Raw genomic sequence first — 18,343 nt, 5'->3', positions numbered from 1 at the left:
CTGTCACTTATTCGCCAGGTGCCAGCCGTTCGGTGCCGCGCGCGTCGATGCACTGAAACAAACCCGGACGAGGTAAGCGGCATGGTCGAACTGACGACGCCCCAACCAGCACGGCATCCCGCGCCGACCGCCAAGGCTCAGAAACTGGCTTATCTGCGCCTCGAGCGCCCCGATCTGGACAAGGCCGAGCGTTTTCTCAACGATTTCGGCCTGCGTACGGCATCGCGCTCATCCCGAGCGCTGTACTTGCGGGGCACCGGGGCGGAGCCGTTCTGTTATCAGGTGACCCGGGCCGACAAGGCGCGCTTTGTCGGTATCGGTTTCGAGGTTGACTCGCGCGAGGCGCTGACGCGGCTGAGCCAGCTGCCCGAAGCGTCGGCGATCCAGCCGGTGGACTATCCGGGCGGCGGTGAGGTGGTTCGCCTGACCGATCCATCCGGCTTTAGCGTGGAAGCGATTCACGGCCAGACCCCGGTCGAGGTCCTGCCGCACCGGCCAGCGCTGTCGTTCAACTCGCCCGTGCAGCCGTGCCGTATAAACGACACCCAGCGCCCGCCGCTGGCGCCGCCGGACATAATCCGCCTCGGCAACGTGGTGCTCGAAGTGGCGGACTTCCAGGCCACCTGCGGCTGGTATACCCAGCATTTCGGCCTGATCCCCAGCGATGTTCAGGTGTTTGCCGACGGCTCGCCCGCAGTGGTGTTCATGCGTCTGGATCTGGGCGATATCCCCGCAGATCACCATACGCTGGCCATGGCGCAGGGCTTTATGCCGGCCTACAGCCACAGCGCCTATGAAGTGATCGATACCGATGCCGTGGGCATGGGCCAGCGCCTGCTCAAGGCACAGGGCTGGCAACACGCCTGGGGTATTGGCCGGCATCTGCTGGGCAGTCAGATTTTCGATTACTGGGAAGACCCGTGGGCGGCCAAGCACGAACACTACTGCGACGGTGATGTATTCACTGCCGATCAGCCCATGGGCGTGCATCCGGTCAGCCGCGAAGGCATGTCGCAGTGGGGCCAACCCATGCCCGCCAGCTTCACCAAACCCAAGCTGACACAGGCTGCGTTACGGGCGCTGGCGCACAATCTGCGCCGCAGCCCGGATCTGACGGTGAAAAAGCTGATGACGCTCGCCAAACTGTTTGGCTGACGGGAGACAAGATCATGGCGCTTCATCTTGTACGCTTTCATCAGCAGGGCGAGCCCCGCTGGGGCCTGCTGGAAGGCGCGCGTATTACGCCGCTGGAGCTGCCCTGTACCACCACTGCCGCACTCATGGAACAGGGCCATGACGCGATCCGGGCAGCGCGGGGCGGCGACGGGCGCGCGTTGGAGGACGCTGACCTGTTGTCACCGATCACCGGCGAGGCCAAGGTGCTGTGCCAGGGGGCCAATTATCGCCAGCACATGATCGACTCCGGCATGAACCCGGACGACAAACGCTTCAACATGTTCTTCACCAAATCCTCGGCGTCGATCACCGGCCCGCGTGGCGAGATCGTCAAGCCGGCCCATGTGCAACTGCTGGATTACGAGATCGAGCTGACCCTGGTGCTGGGTAAGCAAACGCACGGGCCGGTGGACGTCACCGCCGACAACCTGCATGAATTCGTGGCGGGCATCTGCATCGGCAACGACGTGTCCGCACGCGACGTGCAGATTCCCCAGATGCAGTTCCACAAGAGCAAGAGTTATCGCAGCTTCTGCCCGTTGGGGCCGGTGCTGTGCCTGCTGGACGAAGCCGACATGCACTATCTGGATGAAATGCAGCTGCACCTGACGGTCAACGGTAAAACCCGTCAACAGGACAGCACCGCCAACCTGGTGTTCAAGCCTGCCGAAACCCTCACCGAGTATTCGCGTATCCACGATTTCGCCCCGGGCGACGTCTTGATGACAGGCACGCCGGCCGGCTGCGCCCTGGGGCTGCCCAGCCCGGCCCTAACGAAAGTGGTGGGGCTGTTGCCGGAAGCGAAAAAATGGCAGCTTTTCACAAAGTCGCAAAAACGCCGCCGCCAGTATCTTCAGGCCGGGGATGTGGTGGAATCCACGATCATCAGCCGTGATCAAACCCTGAACCTCGGCCGGCAACGTCATAGCGTCAAGGACGGCGGCTGACCGAGTCCTGTTCCGGCCACGGCAAGGAGAACAACGATGAAAGCTTTCACGATCGGCGACGCGAGCGCCGGCACCCTGCGCCCGGCCGAGCTTCCGGCCCCGCCAGCGCCTGCCGATGATCAAATCCAGCTCGAATTGCTCGGCACGTCCATCAATCCGATCGATCCGCTGGTTGCCCGGGGCTACGGTGCGCGGCTGCTCAATCGCAAGGGCGATGGGCCGCTCATGCCCGGGCGGGACGGGGTCGCCCGGGTGGTCCAGGTCGGGTCGGGCGTTACCGATCTGGAACCCGGCCAGCGTGTGGTGCTCGCCGTCTCGCCGCGCACCGGGGGCACCTATAGCGAGCGCCTCAACCTGCCGCGTGGCTGCGTGGCGCCGATTGGCGACCAACTCGACGACGCGACCGCCGCCGGTCTGGGCTATGCCGGGCTGACGGCCCTGCAGTCGCTGGGCGCGGCCGGCCTATCTGCCGACAAAGCCCGCGGCAAACGGCTGTGCATCAACGGGGCCAGCGGTGGCGTGGGCTCTATTGCCCTGATATTGGCCCGGCGCTGGGGCGCTGCGATTACCGCCGTGGCCTCGCAGCGCAATCACGATTGGCTGCAACGCCTGGGGGCCGACGAGATCGTGGATTACCGCGACTCGGCGGCCATGGCCGCCATTCGCGCCGATATCGTGCTCAACTTCGCCCCAGCGGCGGACAGCACGCGCCAGCACGATCCGTTGCTCGGAGAACTGTGCCAGCGCGACACCCCCGGGCGTGCCTATGTCACCACCAACACACCGGTGCTCGGCGCCGTGACCGATCGTGGCATCGTTCGCGGCCTGGCCGGCAGCGGCAAGACCTATCTGAAAAAACGCCTCCAGGCACGCCGCTCGGGCGTGCGTTACCGCTGGGTGCTGTTCAAGGAAGACGCCGACCAACTGGCCACCCTGGCGAACCTGTTCGCGGAGGGCGATACGCCGTCGATCGTCAGCGAGTCGCGCGCACTCGATGCGCTGCCGGATGCGTTCAACGATCAGCAGGCCGCATCGTCGCCGGGCAAAGTCGTATTTATGGCCGCAGACGACCGAGCGTAAGCGACGTTTCCAGACGTGCTGCCGCGGCACGCCTGTCGCTCGCTGGGCGAGGTCGGATAACGGCCTCGCCCGATGCACTGCGTCGTGTTGGACGCGTGTTGGCGTGTTCGCTAACAAAAGTCGACCGCAGATTCACACCCACGCAGGTGCGCACTCGCGAATACGCGGCACAAAGCGGGTCATCTCACCGACGGTGCCACGTCATACGCGGGTTGCGTTCGGCGACGATGCGGTCGATGAACGCCGCTTTCGCTGGCGCCGAACGAACCCGCTTTAACAGCCGGGCGCCTGTCTACCGGCGCCCTTCACCTTCGATGACATGCTGCTGGCGGCCGAGGTCGATCTGGCCGTCGGCGCTGGCGATCGTCGCGTCCATGTGATCGCCGATTTGCAGATACTGCGGGCGACGCTGCTGCATCCTGACGAATATTGCCCACTTCCTGGCTTCCGGCAGTAACGCCGAGAGCTTGACCACGGCCGGCGCCGGCACGCCCAGGGCACAGCCGCTGGGTGTGCCGGTCATCAGTACATCGCCCGGGGCGAAGTCGACAATTTGCGAGTATTCGCTGAGCGTTTCGGGGGCCTTGAAGACCTGTGCCGAGGTATTGTCGTTCTGGCGGGTTTCGCCGTTGACTTTGAGGGTCAGTTGCATCTGGTCGAGATAATGCATCTCGTGTTTATCCAGCAGACACAACACCGGGCCCAGCGGACAGAAGGTGCGATAGCTCTTGCCCTTGTGAAACTGCATTTGGGGCAGCTGGATATCGCGGGCCGAGACATCGTTACCGATACAGATCCCGGCCACGTACTCGTGCAGATTGGCGGCCGTGATTTCGACCGGCCCGTGTGTTTGCTTGCCCAGCACCAGGGTGAGTTCTATTTCGTAGTCCAGCAGTTTGACGTGGTCGGGCTTGACGATGCCGCCGGTCGGGCCCGTGATCGAGGCGCTGGATTTGGTGAAGAACAGATTGAAGGACTTGGCGTCCGGGTCCATGCCCGAATCGCGCATATGTTCACGAAAGTTGGCGCCCTGGCACAGCACCTTGGCGGACTCGGTAATCGGTGACAGAAGGTCGACGTCATCGAGGGCCAGACGCTCGTGGTCGACGAGGTCGGCATTTTTGACGCCGTGATAGCCGTGCGCAAGCAGTTCCCCCGTGCTGGTACAGGCCAGCTCGAGCGGTGCGATAGCGCCCTGCTCCAGCGATCCCCAGCGTGGCGGGGCGTCATCCTGATCTTTAAAGCGAACGATGTGTAGGGCCATTAAACGCTCCAGTTGCGTCCAGTCGGGGGACGAGTGTCTTGGGCATCGGCAACGGGATGCCGAGGCCGGTCCATGTCATGCGCGGTGATCCATCCATGCCGCGCGCGCTCAGTGCTGGCGACCCCGGCCGCGGTGCGGGCTGCACGACGCGGGGGCGTCGCTGCGGCGTGGTCGTGCGTGTGCTGTCTATACGGCGCAAAGAGGGCATTGGCCACCTCGACCAGCGTCTGGGCCGCGCGGCTGGCAGGCTCGGTCGTGCGCCAGGCTACGTGCTGATCGGGACGTACGAGCACGGCGCCTTGTGTACCCACTTCGTAGCGCTCGATGGCGGCCTGATAACGCACGGGATCACCAATCGACAGGCTGACGATTGCAAGGCCCATGTCGATGTCGTCGGGTAATGCGTCGATGGCCTCTTGCCATGCGTTCGCATCCGCACTGATCAGGGTGAAGCGTCGCTTGTCGATCAGATCATGGATGGGCGTGGGCTCGCCGTCGTGGTCGACGAGCACATGTGGCAGGCGGCTGCCCGGCCAGGTGGTGGGCCGATAGTCGGCCACGCCGTCGTCGATCAGCGGCTGCGGCGTATCTTCGGGCTGGATGAAGCCGTCGACATAGGCAAAACCGTATTCCAGACCCGTGGAAATGAAGTGGGCCATTTGGCCGGGGATCTCCCGGCCCACCCGGGCGCGTAGCCGGCGCCCGCCCCGGCTGTGACGGGCGAGCTGGCCGGTGCGCCGCAATGCCAGCTGCATGAGCGTGTCGGCCAGACGCCCGTGTACGGCTTTCGGCAAGCGCCGCAGGGGCGCGCTGGCGAAGTACCGGGTCATCTGCATCAGGTTGGCGTTACGCAGACCGACATGGCGTGTCACCTCGTCCAGCTTGAAGTGATTGGCGACACTCTGGTCGGCAAAACGCTGAACCACGGGTTTGCGCTCGGTTTCGTAGGTGTTCAGCAGCGCCGGCCGCGCCCGGTCTTCCAGCACCGCGGCCAATTTCCAGGCCAGGTTATGCGCATCCTGAACGCCACTGTTGAGACCGAAGCCGCCGGTGTGCGGGAAACGATGCGCCGCATCGCCGATAAGCAGGGTTCGGCCCTGCCCGAAGGTCGCGGCCAGCTGGGCGGTCATGGCCCACTGGCCGTTGGTGTGTATCTCGAACGGCACGCGGTCGCTACCGATGGCCTTGGGAATGATCTTTTTCCAGTATTCGGTGCCGCCCTTGACGATCGCCTGTTCGGGGCTGATGACCGGAGTCATCAACACATAGTCGTCGTCGGCGTGCTTGATCAGCACTCCACAGAAGTGCGGGTTGTAGATCCAGGTGATTAGCGGGCGCGGCGGCGGGTATACATCGTCGAGTTTCATTCTGAAGAAGATGCTGGCCATCTTGGCGAGCACCGGGCCCTGCATTTCGATGCCCAGTTGTTTGCGTACCGCGCTGTTGGCCCCGTCCGCGCCAATCAGCCACCGGCAGTCGATCGATGTCGTGTGCCCCTGCGGGTTGCCGATGTCGACGGTGACGCCTTGGCCGTGATCGTTGAAGCGCTCGAGTGTGGCGCCTTTGTAGAACGTGATCAGCGGCTCGTCGGCCACCGTGCGCCAGAGGATGGGCATCAGCAGATGCTGGCCGACATGGGCGATACGATAGGGGCTGAATCCTTTGATCTGTTCGACCCGATTGGTGTTCGCCAGCAGATTGATGCGCCCCAGCTGCTCGCCCAGCAGGCTGCTACACCAGTGGATATCGCCGATTTCCGTTTCGCTCGGGCACAGGGCGAGGATTTCGTCGGCCAGCGCCGGCGTGTACTGCGACCAGATTTCGAACGAGCGGCCGTTGAGTACATGTGCGGCCGGATGCCGCAGCGGTTTCGTACGGCGTTCGACCAGAATGCTGGGAATATCGTAGCGGGCCAACAACAGCGCCAGCGTGCAGCCCGCGCCACCGGCGCCGACGATCACCACGGGAGCGCTGTCCTGACCCGCCATTACAGCGTTCTCCAGGTGAGGGTTTTCTTGTTCTCCGGCTGGCGGGTGCCCGGCCGGGTACCGGCACCGCGCTTGAGCAGCTCTTTCTCCGGTGTGCCCTGCTTGAGCCGCTCGAGCAGATAATCCGGGTCGAAGTTCACACCGATCGGGTTATCGGCAAACTCCTGGCTATCGAAGTACTTTTTGGTTTCTGCCAGGGTCGGGAAGTTGTCCACCTGGAATTCGTGCCGGTTGCCGTCCGGGTCTTCGTAATAGATCGACGTGGTCGGGCCGTGGTTGATGCACCAGACCGGCTTGATGCCCTGCTGCTTGATACGGGCATAACTGGACAGCAGCGCCTCCAGCGAGCCGAAGCTGTGCGCGATATGGTCGATGCCGAAAATCTTGCGGCGCAGCCGGGAGCCGAACGGAAACACAAAGCGCAGTGCCCGCGGCAAACTGACCAGGGCCAGCCGATGGCTTTCCTCGTCCCAGCTCAGGAAGGTGATCATGTCGTCGGAATGCACGACCTCGGCACCGAAGACTTTCTTGTACCAGTCCACGAGCTTGTCGCGCCGCGGTGTCTTGAGCACCCAGTGGGCAATGTATTTCGGCCCGCTGTGGGGCTGTTTTTCCTGAATGGGGGTCGCGGTTTCTGCATTCATGGTGCAAGTCCTCATTACGGTGTTGGGGCGTGGGGAAACATCTAGCGGGTCCACGGCGCCGGCGCGTCGCGTGCGTGGTCGTAACAGTCGAGCGCCTGCTGGACCGTGGCCTGCGGCACCCGGTCGTCTTCGGCCAGGGCGTGCAGGGTGGCGATCACCACGCTATGGCGATCGATTTCGAAGAATTCGCGCAGGCGGGTGCGGGTGTCGCTGCGACCGAAGCCGTCCGTGCCGAGCACCCGATAGCGACCGCTCAGGTAAGGCGCGATCAGACCGGGATAGGCCCGCACGTAATCGCTGGCGGCGACTGTGAGATCGGTGCCGGGCAGCAGGCTTTGCACATGGCTGACACGGGCGGGCGCATCCGGATGCCGGATGTTCCAGCGCTCGACCTCGGCGGCCTCGCGAGCCAGCTCGGTAAAGCTGGTGGCACTGAATACCGTGCAATCGATACCCCACTGTTCGGCCAGAATCTGCGCGGCGGCATCGACTTCGTGCAGGATCGGCCCCGATCCCAGCAGCCGGGCCGAAGCCGCTGCGTTATCGCAGCGGTGGTGCGCGTACGGGTAGAGCCCCTTGACGATGTCGCCGGCGTGGCGTTCGTCGACGGGCGCCTGCGGGTACTTTTCGTTGTTGACGGTGATGTAATAGAACTCGTCGGCCTGGTCTTGCATCATTCGGCGCATGCCGTGATCCAGGATGACCGCCAGTTCGCCGGCAAAAGCCGGGTCATAGGCCCGACAATTCGGCACCGTCGCCGCCACCAGTTGGCTGGCGCCGTCTTGGTGTTGCAGGCCTTCGCCGCCCAGGGTTGTGCGCCCGGCCGTGGCGCCGATCAGAAAACCGCGGGCGCGCTGGTCGCCGGCCGCCCAGATCAGATCGCCCACGCGCTGGAAGCCGAACATCGAATAGAAGATATAGATCGGCAGCATGGCGATGTTCGACACGCTGTAGGCGGTACCGGCCGCCACCCATGACGAGATCGCGCCGGCCTCGTTGATGCCTTCCTCCAGCAGCTGGCCGTCGCGGGCTTCGCGATAGGACAGCAACGAACCGGCGTCTTCCGGTGCATACCGTTGCCCGACCGGCGAATAGATGCCGATCTGATGGAAGAGCGTGGCCATGCCGAAGGTGCGCGCTTCATCGGCCACGATGGGCACGATGCGCGGGCCCAGGGTTGGGTCCCTGAGCAGCGCCGACATCATGCGCACCATCGCCATGGTGGTCGATCGCTCGCGCGACGAGGTCTTCATCGCAAAGTCGGCATAGGCCGACATGGGCGGTATCGCCACCGGCGTGCTCGCCCGGCGCCGGCGTGTCGGCAGACTGCCGCCCAGTGCTAGGCGGCGCTGGGCCAGATACTGCATCTCCGGACTGTCGGCGGCGGGTCGGCAGAAGTTGTGGTCGGCCAGGTCGTCGTCGCTCAGCGGCAGCTTGAAACGATCACGAAACGCCTTGAGCGCCGGCATATCCATGGACTTCTGCTGGTGGGCGGTCATGCGCGACTCGCCGGCCGCGCCCATGCCATAGCCCTTTTTCGTCTTGGCCAGAATCACGGTGGGCTCTTCATGCCGGGTCGCTGCTGCATAGGCGGCATGCAGTTTGCGCAGATCGTGTCCGCCGCGCTTGAGTGCGTCGATTTCGGCGTCGCTCATGTGCGAAACCAGCGCCTGAACCGCCGGGTCCTGCTGGAAGAAATGCTCGATGTTGTAGCTGCCATCGTTGGCGCCCAGCGTCTGGTAGTCCCCGTCCACGGTCTGGGCAAGACGGCGCAAGAGCGTGTGCTGGGTATCGCGGGCGAACAGCGCATCCCATTCCGAGCCCCACAGCACCTTGATTACGTGCCAGCCGGCGCCGACGAACAGGGCTTCCAGCTCCTGAATGACCTGGCCATTGCCCCGCACGGGACCATCCAGGCGCTGCAGGTTGCAGTTGATGATGAAGGTCAGGTTATCCAGCCTCTCGCGCGCGGCCAGGGACAGACCGGCCAGCGATTCCGGCTCGTCCATTTCGCCATCGCCAAATACGCCCCAAACGCGCCGGCCCTCGGTTTCGGCCAGCCCGCGATGGGACAGATAGCGCAGAAAACGCGCCTGATAGACCGCGTTGATGGGTCCGATCCCCATCGAGCCGGTCGGGAACTGCCAGAAATCCGGCATTAGCCACGGGTGCGGATACGAACACAGACCGTCGCCCCCGACTTCCTGACGATAGCGGGCGAGCTGCGCCTCGCTCAGGCGACCTTCCAGATAGGCGCGGGCATAAACACCCGGGGCGGAATGGGGCTGGAAGTAAACCAGATCGCCGCCGTTTTCAGCGTCGGGCGCCTTGAAGAAATGATTGAAGCCCACCTCGAAAATCTCGGCCACCGAGGCATAGCTGGCGATATGTCCGCCCAGATCGCCAAAGGCCTTGTTGGCCCGCACCACCATCGACAACGCATTCCAGCGCGATAGCGCGACCAGGCGCTGCTCGATCTCGATATCCCCCGGATACGCCGGCTGCTGGGCCAGATCGATGCTGTTCCGATACGACGAATAGGGCACCGAACTGCCCAGCAGACCGCACTCCCGGGCGCACTGCGACAGCCGATCGAGCAAATACAGCGCCCGCTCGGGTTCGCGTGTGCGCACGGCCTCGAATGCGTCCAGCCACTCCTGTGTTTCGACCGGGTCGAGATCGCGCTCCGAGGACGGCGAGGGCGTCGTCATGCTCAAGCTTCCTGCAGGCTCACATGAAGTGATACTTAATCATAACTGATGATCAATCACAAACGATCGCAAATTGTTGCTTGTCTGCTTTGATGCTAGATTCCGCCGATATTCGTCTTTGCCGACCCCGGATACGCCTGCCGTGCCCTCATCGTCCGAGTCCGATCCTGCGGCTGAAAAAGCGCCGCGCAGCGTTCGCCGCAAGCGCGAGAAACGTCATAACCTGATGCGGGCCGCCTTCGAGTTGATGTCCGAGCGACGCAAGGAAGACGTCACGATTCAGCAGATCACCGAGGCCGCGGATGTGGGCTTCGGCACCTTCTACAACTACTTCGAGTCCAAGGACGCCATCTACGACGCGCTCGTCGTGGAGGTGCTCGAAAATTCCGGACGGGTCGTGGACGCAGCCTCCCGACACGTATCGGACCCGGCCGAAAAGTTGAGCGTGGGTATTCGCTATACGCTGCTACAGGCACAGGCGGACCCGCTCTGGGGACGCTTTCTGGCGCATACGCCCTTCAGCCCACAACTGCTCTCGCAGGGGCTCGGCCAGTTCCTGTTGCGCGATGTAGAACACGGCATCACCGCCGAACGCTTTACGGTCGACGATCTGGCCATGACCCTGCTTGCCATTGGCAGCACGGTGCTGGGTGTACTCACGACCGAAATCGAACGCGCCGGCGATCCGCACGCAGCACAGGCCCTGTCCGAGCTGGATCTCGACGCAGACCAACTGCCCGAACGCACCGCCGCCATGGTGCTGGGCATCCTCGGCATGGACCCCGAAGAAGCGCGACGCCTGTCCCAGCGGCCGCTGCCGCCCATCGACGGCTTTCTCAAGCCTTTTTCCAGCCGCTGATTCGCCGCCGCATCGTGTCTCGCGAGGGCCGCCGCCTCGAAGACGCTGCCGAGCTCGGTACCGGCCTCGCCAACGTCGATGTGCCTGTTGGGTGGGGCGAGCGTGGCAGCGGGGCCGCTGCATCGCTATCGCGTCAACTCGGGTGATTTATGCCCACGGGCGGCTTGCACGAGATCGCAAGTCGACCGGCACGCCTGGACACGAACTCGGATCGGCGCACGCCCGGATGCGCGTGCTCTTACGCGTGGCTAATCAGTCGCGGGTGAGAATCTTTTCTGCCGGCCGGGACATGAGCTCGTTGAGTAGCGGGTTCTGGAAGCGTCGGTCGGCAGTGATGATGTAGAAATCCTCGTAGAGGCCGGGCAGGGCGTAGTATTCCTGCAGGGTTTCGTTCTTGAGCTCGTCGCGGACTACCACCGGTGGTAGCAGGGCGATCGCGCCGGTATCGCGGGCGAGCAGGCGCATCATCGCCATATCGTCGACTTCGGCGATGATGTCCGGGCGGCGCTGCAGCTGTTCACAGAGCAGATCGAAGCCGGTGCGAATACTGCTGCTGGGCCCGGGCACGACCAGCGGGCAGTGATCCAGGTCGGCAGGGAAATCGAATTGCTTGCCATCTCCCAGCGGCGGGCCGACGAGGCTGATCGGCTGACGGGCGATCCGTCGGCAGCGTACCGGGTTGCGGGTATCGCCCTGAATCGCCTGATTGGAAAGAATGGCATCCAGGTCGTGCACATAGAGCCGGCGGGTGAGTTCGTCGAGCGTGCCCGATTGCAGCACCAACTCGACGTCCGCGTTGCCCATCAATGGCTGAATCAGGTTTTCCTGAAAGTTGCGCGACAGGGTGGCGACGCTGCCCAGACGCAGGGCTTGCCGATGGCTGGTCTGGCCGTCGCGCAGCATGGCCTGCATTTCGCTGCCGGTGCGAAAGATGGTTTCTGCATAGTTCATGGCCACGTGGCCGGCCTCGGTGAGTACCAGCTTTCGGCCTTCCCGGGTAAACAGCGGCTGACCGAGCTGTTCTTCCAGTTGTTTGATCTGCGCGGACAGCGACGACTGCGATACATGCAGACGCTCGGCGGCTCGGGTCAGATGCTGTTCGCGGGCCACGGCCCAGAAGTAGTACAGGTGGTTATAGTTGAGCCGCGACATGACTGTTCGTTTTAAGGGAACGGTTTGTTATCTATTTTGTATTTTACCGAACATCGTCCCGGCGGCAAGATAGCCTGTATTACCGCACAGGAGGATTCATGGACGCGTTCACCGGCTTGTTCGGGCCCGGGCTCGAATGGAGCATTCCGGGCCTCTATGTGCTCGCCGCGCTGATGACCCGCGTTGTGTCTGCGCCGGAACCGGCCTGGCGAATGGCACGTGTGGCGTCGCTTGCGGCCATGCTGATCGCCCTGGTCGCGGCGATCATGGCTGTATTTACGGCGTCTGCGTCGGCCCCGGTGCAGCTCGCCGGTACGGCCGGTCTGGTGCTGGTGACCTTTCTGGGTTGGGTGATCGTGCGCTTCGCCGCGCCGTATCTGGCCGGCGAGCCCTGTCAGACACGTTTTCTGTGCGGGGTATCGATCACGCTGGCCAGTGCCGCGCTGGTCAGCACCACCGACAATCTGGCCGTGCTCGCCCTGGCCTGGAGTGCGACCAGCCTCGGCCTGCAGCCGTTATTGACGCTCTATCCGCACCGCCCCCGGGCCGAACGCGCAGCCCACAAGCACTTCATGAGCGCCCGACTGGCCGATATCACCATGCTGGGGGCGGTGGTCTTGATCGCCTGGCAAAGCGGGTCGCTATCGCTGACCGCGCTGTCGGCCACGCCCTCGCTTACGCCGTTACCGACGGGTCTGACGATCGCGGCCATGCTGCTGGCGATCACGGCGATCGTACGATGCGCGATGTTGCCCTTGCACGGCTGGGTGCTGCAGGTCATGGAGGCCCCGACGCCGGTATCGGCATTGCTGCACGCGGGCGTGGTCAATCTCGGCGGCCTGGTGTTGATCAAGATGGCCTGGCTGATTAATGAATCGTGGGCCGCCCAGTGGCTGTTGCTGCTCGCCGGCGGGCTGTCCACGGCGATTGCCGCGGTGGCGATGATCGCGCAGTCGAACATCAAGGTTCGGCTGGCCTGGTCCACCTGTGCCCAGATGGGCTTCATGCTGGTCGAATGTGCCCTGGGCGCCTGGCATCTGGCCCTGCTGCATCTGCTCGGCCACTCGCTCTACAAGGCCTTTGCCTTTCTCAATGCCGGTGATCGCGTGGTGCGTGCCCGCCGGGCTCGGCTGTGCCCGAATGTGTCGGGGGCGATGTCGCCCTGGCTGGTCGCGCCGCTGGTGGCCGCTGCATTGCTGGTGCCGATACTGCACGGGTTGAACCGACTGGAGGGCAGCTGGGCGGTGTTTGCCCTGATCAGCCTGATTGCTCTGGCGCCCTTGCTGACCGGCATGCGCCCGCAGCATGGTGGGGCCGCGCTGCGCAGCGGCCTGACCGCGGCCGCGATCGTCGCGCTCGGCCTGTTATGGCATCTGCTGTTCGACTCCTTCATGGCGCCGCTGCTGCACAGCGAGCGCACCACGGGCCAGATTCTGTGGGTCAGCGGCCTGTTTACGCTTCTGCTGCTGTTCCAGGGTTGGCTGCGCGCGGGCCGGCGTAGCCGCTGGCTGCACCAGGCGCTGGCCAATGGGCTCTATCTCGATGATCTGATCAACCGGCTGCCCGGCCTGCGCCGGCCGCGATTCGGCGAACACCGGCCGGTCGGGCCCGCGTTGCAGGAACAGGAACGCACATCATGAACACGCCCGCCGATTACGCCGAGGACCGGCTGCTGCCGATCGCCGAGGCGGCCTGCGATGCCATCGCTCCGATCTGGCCGCTGGACAGCTTCATCGCGGTCAATCCGTACTGGAGTCATCGCGACCGACCGATCGCCGACGTTGCCGCGCGGCTGGCTGCGCTGAGTGGCACCTCGTTGCTGATGCGCCCGGATTACTACCGCCAGGCCTGGCAGGCGGGGCGTATCGGCCGGTCCGAGCTGGCGCGCGCCATCGACGCCACCGGTTACAGCGGCGACGCGGATTCACTGCTTGCCGCGCTGGATGCGCCGGACGCACAACCGGCATCGCTGCCCACGCTGGCACGTATGGCGTCGATGCGCGGCGAGCCGCTGCCGGCCCGCAGCTGGGAAGCGCATGTGCGCGATCAGATCAGTCTGTTTTGTGCTGCATTCTTCGATGATGCCGAGGCCGAGTGGGGTGTCGACCAGGACGGCGGCCTGTTTGCCCAATGGCGGGCCGGCTTTCTCACCCATCCGGGTACCGGCCCATTCGGGCATGCGGCGCTGGGCGAGCGCGCCCACGCCCTGCCCGAGCAGGCGGCCGCGGTGTTCACGCAAATGCTCGCCGAGCTCGATCTACCCGAAGATCGCGTACCCGCCTATCTGCTGACGTTGTTGCTGGACATCAACGGCTGGGCATCCTGGTGTGCCGGCGAGCGCTGGCGTGCCCGCCAGGCCGGGGATGACGACGCGCGTATCGTCGATCTGCTGGCTATCCGGCTCGCCTGGGACTGGTTGCTGGATGACGGCCAGCGCGGCCCGGGCAGCTGGCATGAACAATGGTTGCAACAGTGGCAGGCGCTGCCCGAACGCGAGCAGCAGCTACAGGCGCATTTCGACGCACTGTGGACCTGGCAATACGCCAGCGAACTCGCCTATCAGACGCATCTGGAAGCGGTATTGCGCGAACCCGGCGCGGGCCCGACCGCGCCCACGGTCCAGGCGATTTTCTGTATCGATGTGCGCTCCGAGGTCATCCGGCGGGCGCTGGAAAGCACCGACCCGGATTTCGAAACCCGCGGCTTTGCCGGCTTTTTCGGCCTGCCGATCCAGTATCGGCCGGTCGGTACCGATGCGGCGCGCGCGCAGCTGCCGGGGTTGCTGGCGCCGGCGCTGGAAGTCTCCGATGCGGGCAGCAATGCGGCGAGTGTGGGCGAGCAGCGGCGCGAGCGTCTGACCGCCGCGGTGCATTGGAAACAATTCGAATATGCGCCCACCTCGATCTTCACGCTGGTGGAAACGCTGGGGTTTTTCTACGCCGGCAAACTGATACGCCGCACCCTCGGCCTGGCCGCTGCAGAACAGCCGGACAAGGCCGGTCTGGCCCAGGCCGAGCGCGCCCGCCTGCATCCGGCGCTGACCAACCTGTCGGCCGAACAAGGCGCCGAACTGGCCGCCGGTATCCTCACCGCCATGGGCCTGACCGACAACTTCGCCTCGCTGGTACTGCTCACCGGCCACGGCAGTCAGAGCGCCAATAATCCGCACGCGGCCGGGCTCGATTGCGGCGCCTGCTGCGGCCAGACCGGCGAGGTCAACGCCCGCGCGCTGGCCAGCCTGCTCAACGATGACGCGGTGCGCGACGGGCTACGCGCGCACGATATCCATGTGCCGCAGGGCACCTGGTTCATGGCTGCGTTGCACAACACCACCACCGAAGAGATCGAGCTGTTTGATGCCGATCAGGTGCCCGATGCCTTGCAACCGGTGCTCAAAGATCTCTACGTCACGCTGGCGAGCGCCGGTGAGCGCGCCCGGGCCGAGCGGGCACCGGCACTCGGCTTGAATGCATTGACACAAAAGCCCACTGCGCTGCACAAGGCCATGCGCCGGCGCGCCCGCGACTGGGGCCAGGTACGTCCGGAATGGGGGCTGGCCAACAACGCCGCCTTCATTGCCGCGCCCGGCCACTGGACCCGAGGCCGCGACCTGGCCGGCCGGGTGTTTCTGCACAACTACGACTGGCAGCAGGACGACGACTTCCAGACCCTGCGCCAGATCATGGCCGCCCCGATGGTCGTCGCGCACTGGATCAACATGCAGTACTACGCCTCGGTGGTGGACAACCAGCGCTACGGCAGCGGCAACAAGGTGCTGCACAATGTGGTCGGCGGGCATGTGGGCGTGCTCGAAGGCAATGCCGGCGATCTGCGGATCGGCCTGCCCTGGCAATCCGTGCACGATGGCGAAAAACTCATGCACGAACCGCTGCGCCTGAGCGTATGTCTGGCCGCGCCGGCACACGCCATCGATCGGGTACTGGAAACCGAAGCCACCGTGCGCGATCTGGTGGTCAATGGCTGGCTGCATCTGTTTCGCATCGACGACGACTCACGCACGCTGATCCGGCGTGATGGCCAGGGTTGGCACGCCCGTTAGCGACCAGTGGTCGCCGCGATGCGCCCGGGCCGCGTGTCAGGACGCCGCGTCCGTGGCCGGGGCGACGAGCGCTTGCAACAGTATGCGACGCGTGATCGGTATTTCGATTTCCACGCGCTGATGGCGGCCGTCCGCGTCGAGCATGGAGTGGTAGCCGATGTCGTGTTCCAGCCGATCGCCGTCGACTTCGATGCCGGCCAGCGCGAGCTGTTCGCTCAGCGGCCCGAGTCGTGCGAGCCGGTCCTGGGGCCAGCGCGACGAGATATAGGCACGACAGACGTACGTTTCGGGCGCGTCTTCGCCCGGCTCGTTCATCTGTTCGATTCGACTGAGCCGAACGCCGCTGATATCCACCGATTGCGCATTAATGCCGTTGAGGGTGGCCTGCAGATCGGGGCTGCGCTGTTTGCGATACTGGCCGAGCATACGGTCCATATCGCTTTGCGGGGTAGCGCTTTCCTCGAGCTTGAGCGTATAGAGGCGCTTGACCAGGTCCTGTGTCTGCGAGGCGTCACAACTATAGTCGGCACTGCTGCAGCCGGCCAGCAACAAAAGCGCGAGCGACCCGACGATCTGTCTCATGGAAACCCTGTCCCTGATTGAGAGCGCGGTAATATAGCAGGGAGCTTGCCGATAAAAATCCTTTCAAGGCATACAGTTGTGCCCAATTGAATGGCTTGGAAAACACCTGCCGGCGCCAGCGCCCCGTGGGGGCGCTGGCATTGGGGCGCATGGATCAGGCAGCCGCGCGTATCAGCGGCGCGGGGGTGGCCTCGTAGCTATCCACGAGTGCCTGCCAGCGCTGTCGTTCGGCGGCCAGGTCGCAGTCGCCCGTGGCGATGACTGTGTCGACGATCTGACGAAACAGATCGGCAAATGCGGGCAGGCCGGCCGCCATTTCGGGGGTGTAGGGATGCATGAAGTTCAGATTGGTGCCATGGCCCACCCGGTTGACCCAGTAATGTACCGACTTGGCGTTACGCCGGGTACCGATCACGGTATAGGCATGGGCGGACAGATCGCGAAAGGTCGGGATCAGGCGCGTATCGATGAACGACAGGCTGGTCATCTCCGGGGGCATGCTCGATAGCGTGGGATCGATGACCTTCTGTGCCGGATAGATCGGTACACCCACCATGAAACGCACCGCCTTGTTGGCCTGCCGTGCGGCGGCGACGGTATCGGCAAAGCGATCCGCGATCGGAAACTCGAGCGGCACCGGGTGGGCGAACCAGCCCATTGTGTAGTGTTCGGCCGGCGTGCTGCGGGTGGAGCGCGGGGTGCAGATCGTGAATGTGTCCGAGCCCCGCACGAGACGGTCGATGAGGGCCGCCACGGCCATGAAGCCGGCGCTGAGCGATCCATTGGCCTGCTTGCAGACCTGTTCGAACGCCTCGGATTCGGCCACCGACAGAAAATCCGGAATGCTGGTCATGCACCCCGGCGCGAAGTCGCTGGAATCGGACAGGCCGGTTGCGAACGGGAAGTCGGGCAGTGCGCCGTCGTGCAAGGCCTTGAAGCGCTCCCATTCCTGTACCTGGGGCGAATCGGCACTCAGCTGGGCGCAATAGGCCGCGTCGCGCCGGGCGTAATCGGCATGCAAGGCCTGTAACGGCAGTTCTTCCACGCGATCCGCGCCGGCCCGAAATGCTTCGTAGAACATCATGATCTCTTCGAAAATCATGAAGATGGAAAAGCCATCGGTGAGCAGGTGGTCCAGGCAGACTGCGACCGTGAACTCGGGGTTCTCGGCCTCGGCACTGGCGTTTTCGATGCCCAGCGCGCTGAACGAGAACAAATCCCAGTCGGGGATGCGCGGCTGACGCGCATCGATGAGTGCAGCGAAACTCTGGTCGGATGCCTCGGGGTCGACGGTGACCGATTCGCCGGCCAGCTCGATATCGGCCGGGGCCACGGTCCGGCTGGCCCAGTCGCCATTACGATAGTGAAAACCCGTGTGGTAGACGTCGTGGCGGCGAAGATGGGTTTCACAGGCCTTGCAAAAGGCCGCGTCGTCGTAGTGGTCGAACACCTTGAACGCCACGCCGAGTATGCGTACCGCGTTGCCGCGCATATAGGCCGATTGGTCGAGACTGGAATCCAGCGCCGCACGCTGGATTTCCGAGGGCGGAATGCCGAGATCCGGGGCGCTGGCATGGGCGCGGCGCGCACTATCGCTGGCATAGAACAGCCGGGCCGGACCCTTTGGGGCGTTGAAATCATTGAGCAGCTTCATTTCCATGACGACTTGCCTCCTGTACGCCGGCTGTCCGGCTCTGCCATAAGATTCATGTCACATGAAACTTGTATGCGAGCATCGTGCCAGCCGCTACTGGCACAGTTGTCACGGTTGCTCCTGAGGCTCGTGTTGATGGCGTCGAGACGGCGTAGACGTCGCAAGCATTTGTTTGCGAAAGACTAGTTCGCGGCTTCGGCGCGCCTTGCCGAGCGTCGAGGTCGAC

The 18,343-nt window shown here is 64.2% G+C and carries 13 protein-coding genes; 6 read left to right on the top strand and 7 right to left on the bottom strand.

Annotation, left to right across the window (positions count from 1 at the left end):
- The first annotated feature begins 81 nt into the window (after positions 1 to 81).
- The 3 genes from T5B8_RS07210 to T5B8_RS07200 are packed head-to-tail and all read left to right on the top strand — an operon-like array spanning position 82 to position 3,203.
- Positions 82 to 1,155 (top strand): 2,4,5-trihydroxytoluene oxygenase, encoded by a 1,074-nt coding sequence (locus T5B8_RS07210; RefSeq protein ID WP_353177482.1) that lies wholly within the window; start codon positions 82 to 84, stop codon positions 1,153 to 1,155.
- Between the two features lie 14 nt (positions 1,156 to 1,169).
- A complete protein-coding gene (locus tag T5B8_RS07205; RefSeq protein ID WP_353177481.1) occupies positions 1,170 to 2,123 on the top strand; it encodes a fumarylacetoacetate hydrolase family protein in 954 nt (317 codons plus the stop codon).
- 36 nt (positions 2,124 to 2,159) lie between these two features.
- Complete coding sequence (locus tag T5B8_RS07200; RefSeq protein ID WP_353177480.1) at positions 2,160 to 3,203, top strand: zinc-binding dehydrogenase; 1,044 nt, start codon at positions 2,160 to 2,162, stop codon at positions 3,201 to 3,203.
- A 292-nt stretch (positions 3,204 to 3,495) separates the two neighbouring features.
- Here T5B8_RS07200 and T5B8_RS07195 read toward each other — a convergent pair whose 3' ends face one another.
- Genes T5B8_RS07195 through mdeB form a run of 4 tightly spaced genes read right to left on the bottom strand, consistent with a single transcriptional unit; the run spans position 3,496 to position 9,810 of the window.
- Positions 3,496 to 4,467 carry a fumarylacetoacetate hydrolase family protein gene (locus T5B8_RS07195; protein ID WP_353177479.1) on the bottom strand — a complete coding sequence of 324 codons (972 nt, stop codon included), beginning with the start codon at positions 4,465 to 4,467 and terminating at the stop codon, positions 3,496 to 3,498.
- Entirely contained in the window at positions 4,467 to 6,455 is a 1,989-nt protein-coding gene (locus T5B8_RS07190; RefSeq protein WP_353177478.1) for an FAD-dependent monooxygenase, read from the bottom strand. Before T5B8_RS07190 ends, T5B8_RS07195 begins: the two co-directional genes overlap by 1 nt.
- The gene (locus T5B8_RS07185) at positions 6,455 to 7,099 is read right to left on the bottom strand and encodes a VOC family protein (protein WP_353177477.1); all 645 of its coding nucleotides are present in this window, start codon (positions 7,097 to 7,099) and stop codon (positions 6,455 to 6,457) included. Before T5B8_RS07185 ends, T5B8_RS07190 begins: the two co-directional genes overlap by 1 nt.
- 41 nt (positions 7,100 to 7,140) lie before the next feature.
- A complete protein-coding gene (gene mdeB, locus T5B8_RS07180) occupies positions 7,141 to 9,810 on the bottom strand; it encodes an alpha-ketoglutarate dehydrogenase (RefSeq protein ID WP_353177476.1) in 2,670 nt (889 codons plus the stop codon).
- A 142-nt stretch (positions 9,811 to 9,952) separates the two neighbouring features.
- On the opposite strand from mdeB, the gene T5B8_RS07175 reads away from it, so the two are divergent.
- A complete protein-coding gene (locus tag T5B8_RS07175) occupies positions 9,953 to 10,669 on the top strand; it encodes a TetR/AcrR family transcriptional regulator (protein ID WP_353177474.1) in 717 nt (238 codons plus the stop codon).
- A 252-nt stretch (positions 10,670 to 10,921) separates the two neighbouring features.
- On the opposite strand, the gene T5B8_RS07170 is transcribed toward T5B8_RS07175, so the two are convergent.
- On the bottom strand, positions 10,922 to 11,821 hold the full coding sequence (locus T5B8_RS07170; protein ID WP_353177472.1) for a LysR family transcriptional regulator: 900 nt from the start codon (positions 11,819 to 11,821) through the stop codon (positions 10,922 to 10,924).
- A 98-nt stretch (positions 11,822 to 11,919) separates the two neighbouring features.
- Here T5B8_RS07170 and T5B8_RS07165 point away from each other — a divergent pair, with 98 nt between their 5' ends.
- Entirely contained in the window at positions 11,920 to 13,461 is a 1,542-nt protein-coding gene (locus tag T5B8_RS07165) for an NADH-quinone oxidoreductase subunit L (RefSeq protein WP_353177471.1), read from the top strand.
- Entirely contained in the window at positions 13,458 to 15,881 is a 2,424-nt protein-coding gene (locus T5B8_RS07160) for a YbcC family protein (RefSeq protein ID WP_353177469.1), read from the top strand. The genes T5B8_RS07165 and T5B8_RS07160 overlap by 4 nt, the downstream gene beginning before the upstream one ends.
- 36 nt (positions 15,882 to 15,917) lie before the next feature.
- Here the strand turns inward: T5B8_RS07160 and T5B8_RS07155 are convergent, their stop codons facing one another.
- Entirely contained in the window at positions 15,918 to 16,463 is a 546-nt protein-coding gene (locus tag T5B8_RS07155; RefSeq protein ID WP_353177468.1) for a hypothetical protein, read from the bottom strand.
- 154 nt (positions 16,464 to 16,617) lie between these two features.
- Entirely contained in the window at positions 16,618 to 18,123 is a 1,506-nt protein-coding gene (locus T5B8_RS07150; RefSeq protein ID WP_353177466.1) for a condensation domain-containing protein, read from the bottom strand.
- Positions 18,124 to 18,343: the final 220 nt, after the last annotated feature.

The sequence above is a fragment of the Salinisphaera sp. T5B8 genome, from assembly GCF_040361255.1.
Lineage (GTDB): Bacteria > Pseudomonadota > Gammaproteobacteria > Nevskiales > Salinisphaeraceae > Salinisphaera.
This window is presented reverse-complemented; position numbering and strand designations above follow the sequence as displayed.

Bases quoted from the DNA above. Each gene is read 5' to 3' on its own strand.
- T5B8_RS07210 (WP_353177482.1), top strand. From the start codon at position 82: ATGGTCGAACTGACGACGCCCCAACCAGCACGGCATCCCGCGCCGACC.
- T5B8_RS07205 (WP_353177481.1), top strand. From the start codon at position 1,170: ATGGCGCTTCATCTTGTACGCTTTCATCAGCAGGGCGAGCCCCGCTGG.
- T5B8_RS07200 (WP_353177480.1), top strand. From the start codon at position 2,160: ATGAAAGCTTTCACGATCGGCGACGCGAGCGCCGGCACCCTGCGCCCG.
- T5B8_RS07195 (WP_353177479.1), bottom strand. From the start codon at position 4,467: ATGGCCCTACACATCGTTCGCTTTAAAGATCAGGATGACGCCCCGCCA.
- T5B8_RS07190 (WP_353177478.1), bottom strand. From the start codon at position 6,455: ATGGCGGGTCAGGACAGCGCTCCCGTGGTGATCGTCGGCGCCGGTGGC.
- T5B8_RS07185 (WP_353177477.1), bottom strand. From the start codon at position 7,099: ATGAATGCAGAAACCGCGACCCCCATTCAGGAAAAACAGCCCCACAGC.
- mdeB (WP_353177476.1), bottom strand. From the start codon at position 9,810: ATGACGACGCCCTCGCCGTCCTCGGAGCGCGATCTCGACCCGGTCGAA.
- T5B8_RS07170 (WP_353177472.1), bottom strand. From the start codon at position 11,821: ATGTCGCGGCTCAACTATAACCACCTGTACTACTTCTGGGCCGTGGCC.
- T5B8_RS07165 (WP_353177471.1), top strand. From the start codon at position 11,920: ATGGACGCGTTCACCGGCTTGTTCGGGCCCGGGCTCGAATGGAGCATT.
- T5B8_RS07160 (WP_353177469.1), top strand. From the start codon at position 13,458: ATGAACACGCCCGCCGATTACGCCGAGGACCGGCTGCTGCCGATCGCC.
- T5B8_RS07155 (WP_353177468.1), bottom strand. From the start codon at position 16,463: ATGAGACAGATCGTCGGGTCGCTCGCGCTTTTGTTGCTGGCCGGCTGC.
- T5B8_RS07150 (WP_353177466.1), bottom strand. From the start codon at position 18,123: ATGGAAATGAAGCTGCTCAATGATTTCAACGCCCCAAAGGGTCCGGCC.